The sequence below is a fragment of the Acinetobacter sp. YH12233 genome, from assembly GCF_013417725.1.
Classification (GTDB): Bacteria; Pseudomonadota; Gammaproteobacteria; order Pseudomonadales; family Moraxellaceae; genus Acinetobacter.
The window spans coordinates 1-11,211 of record NZ_VPDK01000056.1 but is presented as its reverse complement, the minus strand read 5'-3'; the positions used below and the strand labels follow the sequence as shown (position 1 = coordinate 11,211).

10 protein-coding genes are annotated in these 11,211 nt (G+C 42.0%); 3 read left to right on the top strand and 7 right to left on the bottom strand.

The features are described from left to right. Positions 1-308 precede the first annotated feature (308 nt). Both FTV12_RS15480 and FTV12_RS15475 read left to right on the top strand, forming a co-directional pair. Positions 309-1,514, top strand: coding sequence for a DUF1615 domain-containing protein (locus FTV12_RS15480; RefSeq protein WP_179993428.1), 1,206 nt, complete (start codon positions 309-311; stop codon positions 1,512-1,514). After that, positions 1,481-2,146, top strand: a complete 666-nt coding sequence (locus FTV12_RS15475; protein ID WP_180034299.1) for an HAD-IB family phosphatase — start codon at positions 1,481-1,483, stop codon at positions 2,144-2,146. Before FTV12_RS15480 ends, FTV12_RS15475 begins: the two co-directional genes overlap by 34 nt. Positions 2,147-2,199: 53 nt before the next feature. Here FTV12_RS15475 and FTV12_RS15470 read toward each other — a convergent pair whose 3' ends face one another. Further along, complete coding sequence (locus tag FTV12_RS15470) at positions 2,200-3,294, bottom strand: acyl-CoA desaturase (RefSeq protein ID WP_004786314.1); 1,095 nt, start codon at positions 3,292-3,294, stop codon at positions 2,200-2,202. Between the two features lie 14 nt (positions 3,295-3,308). Continuing rightward, entirely contained in the window at positions 3,309-4,373 is a 1,065-nt protein-coding gene (locus FTV12_RS15465) for a ferredoxin reductase (RefSeq protein ID WP_125279328.1), read from the bottom strand. Positions 4,374-4,526: 153 nt separating this feature from the next. Between FTV12_RS15465 and fabR the strand changes: the two genes are divergently transcribed. Continuing rightward, positions 4,527-5,204 carry an HTH-type transcriptional repressor FabR gene (fabR, locus tag FTV12_RS15460; protein ID WP_004786319.1) on the top strand — a complete coding sequence of 226 codons (678 nt, stop codon included), beginning with the start codon at positions 4,527-4,529 and terminating at the stop codon, positions 5,202-5,204. 47 nt (positions 5,205-5,251) lie between these two features. Here fabR and FTV12_RS15455 read toward each other — a convergent pair whose 3' ends face one another. The 5 genes from FTV12_RS15455 to FTV12_RS15435 all read right to left on the bottom strand — a co-directional run bounded on the left by FTV12_RS15455 (position 5,252) and on the right by FTV12_RS15435 (position 11,059). Continuing rightward, entirely contained in the window at positions 5,252-6,052 is an 801-nt protein-coding gene (locus FTV12_RS15455) for an alpha/beta fold hydrolase (RefSeq protein WP_034702914.1), read from the bottom strand. 128 nt (positions 6,053-6,180) lie between these two features. Beyond that, entirely contained in the window at positions 6,181-6,447 is a 267-nt protein-coding gene (locus FTV12_RS15450) for a PAAR domain-containing protein (RefSeq protein WP_180034298.1), read from the bottom strand. A 145-nt stretch (positions 6,448-6,592) separates the two neighbouring features. Continuing rightward, positions 6,593-9,430, bottom strand: a complete 2,838-nt coding sequence (gene rapA, locus FTV12_RS15445) for an RNA polymerase-associated protein RapA (protein WP_159123766.1) — start codon at positions 9,428-9,430, stop codon at positions 6,593-6,595. Between the two features lie 143 nt (positions 9,431-9,573). After that, a complete protein-coding gene (locus FTV12_RS15440) occupies positions 9,574-10,218 on the bottom strand; it encodes an RluA family pseudouridine synthase (RefSeq protein ID WP_180034297.1) in 645 nt (214 codons plus the stop codon). Positions 10,219-10,348: 130 nt separating this feature from the next. Further along, complete coding sequence (locus FTV12_RS15435) at positions 10,349-11,059, bottom strand: phosphopantetheine-binding protein (RefSeq protein ID WP_180034296.1); 711 nt, start codon at positions 11,057-11,059, stop codon at positions 10,349-10,351. Between the last annotated feature and the right edge of the window lie 152 nt (positions 11,060-11,211).

Genomic DNA, 11,211 nt, shown 5'->3' with positions numbered 1-11,211 from the left:
GAAAGTTGGGTGTATTTCTTCATTGTGTGCTTTCCAATTGCGAGTTGAAAAAGTCTAATGATTCTATGAATACACCTAACTTTTTCAACTAACTACAAATGTGTTGCACTTGGGATTTGAATCTGCGAATTCTATATCTTAGAAAAAATTTTATTTTGTAAATATGCTTCCATGGACTTTAGACATCTACGCTTGAGAAACCGACTATTAACCCCAATCAATATAGATATAAATTCATCACTTTTCTGATGGACATAGTATACTGCATCTGCCTTGTTCACTCATCTTTTCAATTTATTTACGACACCATGAACAAATATTTTGCTCAAGTTTTTTCTCTTAAGTCCATATCCATACTTGCTTTATCTATTAGCCTTGTAGGGTGTGGCAATGGTTCTTGGTGGTCAAATGATGAACCCACTCTTGAAGTTGAACATATTCGCAAAGCCATTCCAGGTCGTGTCAGCCAGCGTGAATCTTGGGCACAAGATATTTATGACATCACTGACCAGCTCGGTATTCCACAAACCAAAGAGAATATCTGTTCAATCGTGGCAGTTGTCGATCAGGAATCTAACTTTAATGCAGACCCGGTAGTTCCTGGTCTTGGTGAGAAAGCCGTTAAAGAAGTTCAGGAACGTCTGGAAGAAAAATTTAAAGATAAACTTGGTGAAAGTATCGGTGGAACAGTTGCAGGATATTTCCAGGATGTACTGAAAAACCAGCCAAGTCCAGAAGACAATTATCTCAGTCAGATGCGCCGGGTCAAAACCGAACGTCAATTAGATGAACTTTATCGTGAAATCTTTGATTACATGGCCAAGCATTATCATGTAAGTGCACTGACAGGTGCAGCCAAACTATTTGGACAAAATATTGGCGAAAAAATGAATCCAATTACAACTTTGGGTTCCATGCAGGTTCATATCAGCTATGCCAAGGAATATAAACGTCAAGGGGGCAGTATTGCTGATTTGCGTAGTGACCTGTATAGCCAGTATGGTGGACTGTATTATGGGATTCATCGATTGATGATGTACCCTGCGGATTATGAAAAACCGATTTATCGTTTTGCTGATTATAACTCTGGGATGTATTCCAGCCGTAATGCAGCATTCCAGAGCATGTTAAATAGCTTAACCGATGCCGAATTGAGCCTGGATGGCGATTTACTACTATATACTAAAGATGGCGCGATTCGCTCACAAAAGAGTCAATCTGAACGAGAGCTCATCAGCGTTTTTGCAAAAAATAATTTTATTATTACTGAACGTCAGATTCGGGCGGATCTAAAAAAAGAAAAAGTTAAAGATTTTGAAGATACTATGACTTATCGTGGTATCAGTAAACTTTATCAAGAAAAAACCGGTAAAGAACCAATGTATGCAATGATGCCAGAAGTCGTGATCTCAGGCCCGAAATTGAGTCGTGAGTATAATACTAACTGGTTTGCCAGCCGTGTCGATGGTCGTTATCAAACATGCATGCGCCGCATCAAAAACATAAAACTCTAGCCTTATTTGATTTTGATGGAACCCTGTATCCTTATGACAGTTTTACAGGGTTCATTTTCTATGCTTTAAAGAAAAGGCAGATTTTAAAACGTGGCATTCGTATTCTGCCTTGGATTCAGGCTTACTATCTTAAGCTCTATCCTGCTCATGCAATGCGCCCAAAGCTGTATTACACCATGTTCAAAAATAGTCATGCGCATGAAATTCAGCAGCTTGCCGAAGAATATGCACAGCAGCTTGTTTTAAGATTAAATCCCAAGCTATTAAAGCAACTCAAACAACACCAGCAACTCGGGCATCAAGTCGTTCTCGTTTCAGCCTCGTTAGATTTATATTTAAAACCGGTTTGTACTTATTTAGGCATTGACCTGATTTGTAGTGAAGTAGAAATTCTGACAGGAAAAATGGCAGGTTTATACAACACACCTGATTGTAGTAAGGATCAGAAGAAAAGTAGAATCTTGGAAAAATATAATTTAGAAGATTATGCTGAAATTTATGCTTATGGAAATAGTGAGGAAGATGAGGCAATGTTAAGCCTTGCACAGTATGCTTATCTGGAAGGACGAGATAAAGTACTTCCACTACTTGAAATGAATTTATCCGAGTCTGAGCTTAAAATAATTAATTAAACTGAGAATAATAAAAAACCGCTATAAATAGCGGTTTTTTATTGAAATCTATCTTACTTCTTAAACGGAAACGCATATTTCACGATACGTTTAATCACGCTGCCATACTGTTTTACCAGACTGGCATTATTATAGTTTAAGCCGTATTTTTTACATACCGCTTCTACTTTTGGTGCCATTTGACGATAACGGCGTGCAGGCACATCTGGATATAAGTGATGTTCAATCTGATGGCTTAAATGTCCAGTCAAAATATGAAACGCTTCAGAACCAGTCAAGTTTGAAGAACCACGAATCTGACGCATATACCAGTGACCACGGCTTTCATTTTCCATGACAGCTTTTGGGAACACTTCTACATCTTTGGTAAAGTGACCACAGAAAATAATACTGAAAGTCCAGATATTACGAAGGCCATTTGCCACCAGGTTACCTGTCAATACCGGTAATGCTGCAGGACCTGCAATCAACGGGAAGAATACATAATCTTTGAATAATTGCTTGCCAATTTTACGCTGCATTGGCTTCCATTCTTCAAGGGTTTGCTCTTTGGTTTTACGGCCTTTGAAGTATTTACCCAATTCAAGGTTTTGAATGGCCACGCCCCACTGGAATAACAAGCAAAATGGAATACTGTAAATTGGCTGTAATAAATAGCCTGGTTTCCAGCGTTGCTCAGGGAACAAACGTAATAAGCCATAACCAATATCATCATCCATACCTTTAATATTGGTATAGGTATGATGCTTGAAGTTATGGGTTTGACGCCAGTTGTCTGAAGTTCCGACAATATCCCACTCGTAGGTTTGACCATTGAGCTTCGGATCATTCATCCAGTCATATTGACCGTGCATGACATTATGACCCAATTCCATATTTTCCATGATTTTGGCAAAGCCTAATAAGCCTGTACCTAGTAACCATGCTGGCGGGAACCAGCCTGCGAATAATAAGGCACGACCTGCAATCGATGAATAACGGATGCTCGAATATACGCGACGGATATATTTGGCATCTTTTTCACCTAAATCATCCAGCACTTCCTGTTTGATGGCATCAAGCTCACGTGCAAGTTCATCTAGCTCAGACTGGGTCAGTTCACGGTTTTTAGGATTTTTAAAATACTGTAATTTTACTGGCATATTCATAGGATAAAACTCGCTTATAAGTCGATGACAAGGTCAGTCTGCGCTGAGTTAACACAAATTTTTAAAAGATTACCCGGCTCGGTATTTTGTGCGCCATTGACCAGATTCTTGGTTGAACCTTCCGCTTTATTACAGGCACATTTATTACAGATGCCCATACGACAGCCATGGGTCGGTCGGATATTCTGCTGTTCCAGACTCACCAGAATCGACTGGCCTTTAGGAATCGTGACGATTTTTTTCGATTGAGTCAGGGTTACATTGACAAAACCGGTATCAGCTTCATCATTCAGACTCATGCTGAACGCTTCACTTTTGAACAGTTTCGCTGAAGCAAACAGTCGTTCTGCAGTCGCAACAAAACCTGATGGTCCACATGCATAGACTGTACTTTGTTCCAATGCTTGCAATTGGTCTAGATAAGATTCATCAAGACGCGGCGCAGCCGGTTGTTCCTGAGTTGCAAATACCTGATAAGAAAAGTTTGAAAACTTTTGTGCCAGCTCTTCAAAACGCGCAATGAAAGCAGCATCCTGGTTTTTCTTAACCCAGTACCATAAAGTTACTGGTGCAACCAGTTCAGCTTTATCTTTTAAAGCTTCCAGCATACTCAGCATTGGGGTGATACCACTACCCGCAGCAAGCAAAAGCAATGGGCTGTCCTGTTCTGGCAAAGTCATGTCACCGAAAGGCTGACCGAATTCAATGATATCGCCGACTTCAGCCTGTTCAGCAAACCAGGTAGTAACTTTACCCGCATTCACTTTTTTAACCGTCAATAAAATATGCTGCTGATCAATACGGGTCAGACTATAGCTACGTTCATAACGAATGCCGTTCACCACCACAAATACAGGATGATGCTGGCCCGCCTGACCGAACTGGAATAAATGATTGACACGAATCGTCAGGCTCAGCATATCCTGCGCAGCATGTTCTTTGCGCACAATCTTGCCTAAGGGCTGATTCATTGACCATAAAGGATTTAATTTCTGCATCCAGAAATTAATCGCATATGGATCAATCACACTCTCTTTCAGCGTATTTAATGGCGTTTTAAGCTTTTCGAGTACAGGCATCGTTTTAGACATCACCTTGGATTTTTAATTATTATACACTTGTATATATATTTGTATATACATTTGTATTGTTTCTAATCATTTCACAAGCTGGACTGCCTTCGTTATAATGTGTTAATGCCTTTTACTAATCACCTCATGAATGAGCCTTCAATGAAAATAAGCAGTGACGCGTCTTTACCATCGAAAAGCATTGATGAGCCCATTATTGTCCGTAGTGTGGGCCGTAAAGCGACCATTACCAAGGAAGAACTGTTCCAGGCTGCTTTAAACCTGATCGGACCACAAAAAAGTATTTCATCTTTAAGCTTGCGTGAAGTTGCTCGTGAGGCTGGAATTGCTCCGAACAGTTTTTATCGTCATTTTAAAGATATCGATGAACTGGCGATTGAGCTGATTGATCGTGCCGGGATTGTGCTGCGTCAGATTCTCAATGAATCTCGTCTAAAAGCATCGAAACAGAACAGTATTATTCGTAGTTCTGTTGAAGTCTTTATTGCTCAGCTGGATGCTGATGAAGGCAATTTAAGCCTGTTATTACGTGAAGGCTATACTGGTTCAAAATCTTATAAACAGGCAGTCGAACGCCAATTGAATTATTTCCAGCAGGAGCTTCAGGAAGACCTGATCCGTCTGGAACGACTAAATAATAAAAAATTATTTCATCCCGAGATTGCGGCCAGAGCGATTACCCAACTGGTATTTAATATGGGTGCCAATGTGATCGATATGGCACCTGAAGACCGTAAGGAAATTGCGGAACAGACCATGATCATGATTCGCATGATTCTGGAAGGTGCCCGTCATCTGGATCAATCTCAGATCCGTTAAGCCAGCTGAAAAAAAAGACTCTTAGTGAGTCTTTTTTATTACCAAGATTAAAGCTTATTCAATCTGGCTTTAACATGGTTTGCCGTCATTTCCGGATGCTCTAGTGGAAACATATGTCCGCCCTGCACCACCGAATAATGAATTTGGTAAACCTTATGCATGCCTTGTGGTAAACCTTGCTGATAAAACTGGCTGCGCTCTGCTGTGATTAAATGTATCGGAACCTGGGGTGGTTTTCTTGGTGTACGCCACCACCAAGCCGGTACAGTCCGGAAAATTTCTGCCTCAATCTGTTTGGGAATGGCTAAAGTTACCCCTCCACGCTCTTGATCAGGCACAATCCCGCTTTCGATATAATCCTGAAAACATTGCTCATCAAAATGCTTAAACAGACGATTCGATCTCAGCGCTTCAACGGCGTCCTGTTTAGATGGCCAGTAATCTTTACGTTTTAGGGTAATACCTGCCGGAGTGAAACGGTCAATACTTTTTAAGTTGAGCTTTTTCACGACTTCAAACAGTGCACTGTTTTTACCAATCACGAAAGGTGGATCCATGATCACCAGTTTGGAAAATAAATCCGGACGTTGATAGGCTGCCATTAAAGTTATCAAACCACCAAATGAATGTCCCAGCCCAATCACCTTTTGATCCGGAGATTGCTGCTGGATATCCTGTATCACTTCATTTACTAGATAACGCCAGTCTTTGGTAATTGGATAGGCTGGATTCATCCCGATCAGCGGAATTGCCTTGACCTGATATTCATCCTGAAAATAATTTAAAAACTTGCGATAGCTTGCCGATGGAATGCCATTGGCATGAGTAAAATGCAAAACCTGTTTCATTATTTTCTTTGATCATTTCTTTATAAAGTCTGAAAGAAGCTTAATATTGAAATGCAAAATTCTACAGAACCAAATTCATCAATCTATGACCTTTAAGTCACTCCTGGCTTACATCGGCATATGGTTCGTTATTTTTTAGAAATAGCCAGATTTTGCATCAGTAAAAAAGTGGCTCCACAACTGGCTTTATCTCCAGCAATGATTACAGCCCTACCTTTGATTATTGTAGATAAATCACTAGCAATAGCTGTCACGGTAGTTTGGCACTTGGGACAGTAATGCTTCATGCCATTCAGATGCACCGCCATGCCATTAATTAAAAAAGAGTTTTCACATTCAGTGACCATACCGCCATGGCTGGTTTTCGCGCCAATAGTGATCAATGCTTTGGACATGATATTTTATTTCTTATTCTTAGAGGTGCTGATTTTAAACAATACAGAAAATATCAGCTAGCACAGCCCGACCAAAAGCTCAATCATGACTTTAATTCCAGCCATAAAAAAGCAGCCCGAAAGCTGCTTTTTAATTCATTAGACTTTATGGCTTAACCACGACCATTACCTGAATCGCTTCAGGTGTTACAGATAAACCTTCTAACAAACTCAAGCCTTCTTTTTGCAGCTTCTGTAAACGTGCGATTTCATCTTCACGGATACTTGGGTTGAACTGTTTCAGGTAAGTCAGACGGTCAATTTCATACTGCCATTTATTGCCATACGCTTCTTTAGCCTGCTGCCTGAAGTTTGGCAATGCTGAACGAGCTAATTCCAATGCCTGTTGATAACGCGCTTCAATCACTTCACGGCGTGCTTTCACCACCTGACGGCAGCTATTGCCATCTAAATGATGTAGATATGGTTTCAGGATTTCAGGCGCAATCTTCTGAGACAGATCCTGACCTTTTTCACTCAGCAATACACGGATCAGCTGCTGTGGCAAGCTTGACGGTAAGTTCAGTGCTTTTGGTGCAACCACATCAACCTTGAACCACACTTCCATCAATACAGAACCTTGTGGCAATGCTGCAGACTTTAAGACCGCAACGTTGGTACTACCAAAGCCCTGAGTATTGATCATTTCCATCACGCTTTCAGTGAATGGATGCTCTAAAGTTAGATATTGAGCATCTTCACGGATCTGAGCCTGGTCACGATAGAAGGTGGCTGTCATACCCTCTTCATCCAGGGTCAAACCTTGTACCTGCATCTGATCCGTTGGCTTGATGATCACCGTACCATTGCTTTGCTCATCAAAGTCGATATTGGTCGATGCCATAAAACGCTTCATGAACATTGGCAAGGTGGTATTGTCATCATAGTCTTCAAGCGCATTAACAATTTCCTGTGCCACGACGGGGCGGCAAGAATTGTACTCAAGCAGACGGTCACGACCTTCCTGCAACTCGGCTTCAAGCGCTTCACGTTGTACGCTAACTTCTTCCAGCAGATCTTCAAATTCCTGACCTTTATCTGCCAGCAAGCAATCTTTCAGGGCAACAATAAAGTTTTCTTGCAGCGTTTGCGCCGTTGGAGAAATGTTGCTGAAAATATTCAGCGCTTCGTTATACCAACGGAACATACGCTCCTGCGCAGTACCCACCAGATAAGGCACATGAATCTGGATACGGTTTTCCTGACCGATACGATCCAGACGACCAATACGCTGTTCCAAAACATCCGGATTGGCCGGTAAGTCAAACAGGATCAAGTCTGATGCAAACTGAAAGTTACGGCCTTCTGAACCGATTTCAGAACATAACAGAATCTGTGCACCATAAGATTCTTCAGCAAAATAAGCTGCTGCCTGGTCACGTTCCAAAAGACTCATGCCTTCATGGAACATGGCAGTACGGATACCTGCATGCAGACGTAATACATTTTCCAGTGCTTCAACCACTGGACCACTACGGGCAATCAGTAATACTTTTTTGTGTTTCAGATCAGTACGCAGCTTTTCCATCAACCACATTACACGCGGATCGGTTTCCATCCACGAGCCATCAAGTTGAGATTCTTCCGGCCACATCTGTTCACGTAGTTTGCCATCTTTAGACCAGTTTTCTGGCGCTGGCAATGGTGCTGGCTGACAGTCACGACCCGGGAAGCCCTGAATCGCTTCACGTGTGTTACGAAACAGGATACGGCCCGTACCATGACGGTCTAGCAATTCATGAATGGCACGGAAACGTTGCTCTGGGGTATCTTCAATCGCATGACCAAGCAGGCTTTCAATCGCAGTGAAATGCTCAGCTTCCAGTGGAAGGTCTGACATCAGTACTTCAGCGATTTTAGCGGTATGCTGATATTGCTCTTCTTCATCTAGGAAACGATCCAATGAACTGAAACGTTGCGGATCAAGTAAACGTAGACGTGCAAAGTGAGATTCTACACCGAGCTGTTCTGGTGTTGCAGTCAATAACAATACGCCCGGTGTTTTCTCTGCCAGCTCTTCGATCAGATCATAACGGTCATTGCCGCCTTCTTCCTCAGACCACATCAGGTGATGCGCTTCATCGACAACCAACAGGTCAAAGCCCGCTTCAATCGCCTGTTCGCGTAGATCTTCGTGATCCACCATCAAGTCCACAGAAGCAATAATGCGCTGTTCGGTCAGGAATGGATTTAGTTCAGGATCATGCTCTTTGATCGATGCAGTACGAGCCAAATCAAATAGGGAGAATTCAAGATTGAAACGACGGCGCATCTCAATCATCCACTGATATTGCAGTGAATCCGGGACCAAGATCAGAATACGTTCAGAACGGCCAGTTTTAAGTTGCTGATGAATGATCAGACCTGCTTCGATGGTTTTACCCAAGCCTACTTCATCGGCCAGTAAAACACGCGGCGCGAAACGCTGACCGACTTCATGTGCGATATACAACTGGTGTGGAATCAGACCCACACGCGAACCGACCAAGCCACGCAATGGACTGGTTTGCATATTGGCTTGCATCAGCAAGGCTTCAATACGCAGGTCATACCACTCTTTATAGTCAATCTGGCTGGCCAGTAAACGATCTAAAGGTTTAGACAACTGGATCGTTGCACCTACACGGGTTTCATTTAAAGCTTTACGTTCTTCTGTACCATCTTCAAGAGTACGAACCACGTGATAACGCACTACACCATTGCGGTCTTCAACTGACTCAACGGTCCAGATCGTACCTTCCTGATCTTGCAGTTCGTCATTCGCATTAAATACGATACGAGATAAGGGTGCGTTACTGCGAGCATAGACGCGAGTTTCATCGCTTTTTGGGAATAAAATGCTGACCGATCGCTCATCAACATCAATGAGAACCCCTAAACCGAGTTCTGTTTCAGTATCTGATAACCAACGTTGACCAATAGCAAATTGCTGCAATTTTTCCACCTTTATCTTAAGTACAAGATTATGAATATCAGGCTCAATCACGAAAAGTCATTTGAGCAAAATTTCACACCTTCAAGCAATGTATTTTGACATAAAGCCCACTAAAAAGTGAGCATAATTCACGTCGATTAAACAAGTATTTCCTAGAATTCAGCCGGACAATTAAATTCAACTAACTGTTGTGTTTTAGGATGATAAAAACTTAAACGCTCGGCATGTAAGCATAGACGCGGACTAAGCTGTTGCTGCTCTGGCGTTGCATACAAGGTATCGCCAATAATCGGATGTCCGAGATATTGCATATGTACACGGAGCTGATGTGAACGACCAGTAATCGGAGTCAGTTTCACCCGAGTCACTGCTTGCCCCTGAATTTCAAAATGTTCGATGGCCAGCCATTCTGTAATTGCCGGCTTATTATGATTCGGTTCAGCAATATGCAGTGGTGGACGGCTTGGATCGTAAATGACAGGCACATCAACTGTACCCTTGCCTTCTAATGTTCCAGCCACGATGGCTTGATAGGTTTTATCGGTTTGGCGTTCCTGGAACTGGCGGGAGATGGATTTTTGCCCTTCACGGCTTAAGGCAAATACTAAAATACCGGAAGTGTCTCGATCCAGGCGATGGATCAGCAAAGTTTTAGGTTCTAATTTGATGAGGCGATTGATCAGGCAATCTTGTAAATCTTCTGTTTTACCGGGCACTGTGAGTAAGCCAGCAGGCTTATGGATGACCATAAAATCTTCATCACGATGTATCAGATGTTCGGTTAGAAAATTACTCAAAGTTCAATCCCACGCTGATCGCGAAAAACAAGGCGGCCATAATAGAAAGCTTGAGTGATAATTACAATGCGCATTTATGTAAATGGCGATGAAATTTCCGATTATTTTAAGAAAATTACCCAATTACCGATTATCGACGTGCAGATTGGATTACAAAGCTCACTAAATCATGTAATGACGGGTGTTCCAGCACATCTTCATAACGCAGATCAACACCATGCGCACGCCATGTGCCAACCAGACTGACTACTGCTACAGAGTCCAGTCCATACTGCTTTAAATCAGCATAAGGATCAATTTCCAGCGCATCCATATCCAGCTGTTCAGCTACTGCTAACATGATGCCTTTGGTTGACAATACATATTCTGACGGCGCACTTAAGTTCCACAATCGGGTCAGACTATAGCTGTTCATATGATGCAAAGCTTGTGCCGATATATTCTCAATCCACTGGATATGCTGTTCCTGATTAGGCATCAAAATTGCATCATTAATTATGCAAATTTGGTCTGTCACACTTTGCAGATGTGGCAGGATTTGTTTCAGCATCGGTGTAATTTGTCCGGCAAAAATCAGTTGAGGATGAGTTGAAGCATATTCTCCAAGTTGCTGCATGCCTTGAATCAGGTCATCGCCATATAGGTCGACAATGGGAATATCAAGTGCTTTAGCTTTATTGCTGATCTGAATCAGATTATTCATCAGCTCAGACTCTTGAATCCCGGCCTGCATTCTTAAATTATGCAGCCCAACCAAGACCAAAACTGAATCTGCAGCAGCAAGCTGCCATTTGGCTTGAGATGGAGCAATTTGAATTTTTCTGGGCATTGTATAGAGCATGGGAGTTTTATCTATTTAGCTTATTACCCGAATCGCGGATAAAAAATTGACTTGAAAAATAAGAGGACTAGAGCCATCAGTTGAGTTACCACACAAAACTTAAAACTCTAGTCCCGATGTTTAATAGTACCGAATTATTTTGCGTAATTGAT

Excerpts from the sequence above, each read along its gene's own strand:
- FTV12_RS15480 (WP_179993428.1), top strand. The coding sequence starts at position 309 with ATGAACAAATATTTTGCTCAAGTTTTTTCTCTTAAGTCCATATCCATA.
- FTV12_RS15475 (WP_180034299.1), top strand. The coding sequence starts at position 1,481 with ATGCATGCGCCGCATCAAAAACATAAAACTCTAGCCTTATTTGATTTT.
- FTV12_RS15470 (WP_004786314.1), bottom strand. The coding sequence starts at position 3,294 with ATGAATATGCCAGTAAAATTACAGTATTTTAAAAATCCTAAAAACCGT.
- FTV12_RS15465 (WP_125279328.1), bottom strand. The coding sequence starts at position 4,373 with ATGCCTGTACTCGAAAAGCTTAAAACGCCATTAAATACGCTGAAAGAG.
- fabR (WP_004786319.1), top strand. The coding sequence starts at position 4,527 with ATGAAAATAAGCAGTGACGCGTCTTTACCATCGAAAAGCATTGATGAG.
- FTV12_RS15455 (WP_034702914.1), bottom strand. The coding sequence starts at position 6,052 with ATGAAACAGGTTTTGCATTTTACTCATGCCAATGGCATTCCATCGGCA.
- FTV12_RS15450 (WP_180034298.1), bottom strand. The coding sequence starts at position 6,447 with ATGTCCAAAGCATTGATCACTATTGGCGCGAAAACCAGCCATGGCGGT.
- FTV12_RS15435 (WP_180034296.1), bottom strand. The coding sequence starts at position 11,059 with ATGCTCTATACAATGCCCAGAAAAATTCAAATTGCTCCATCTCAAGCC.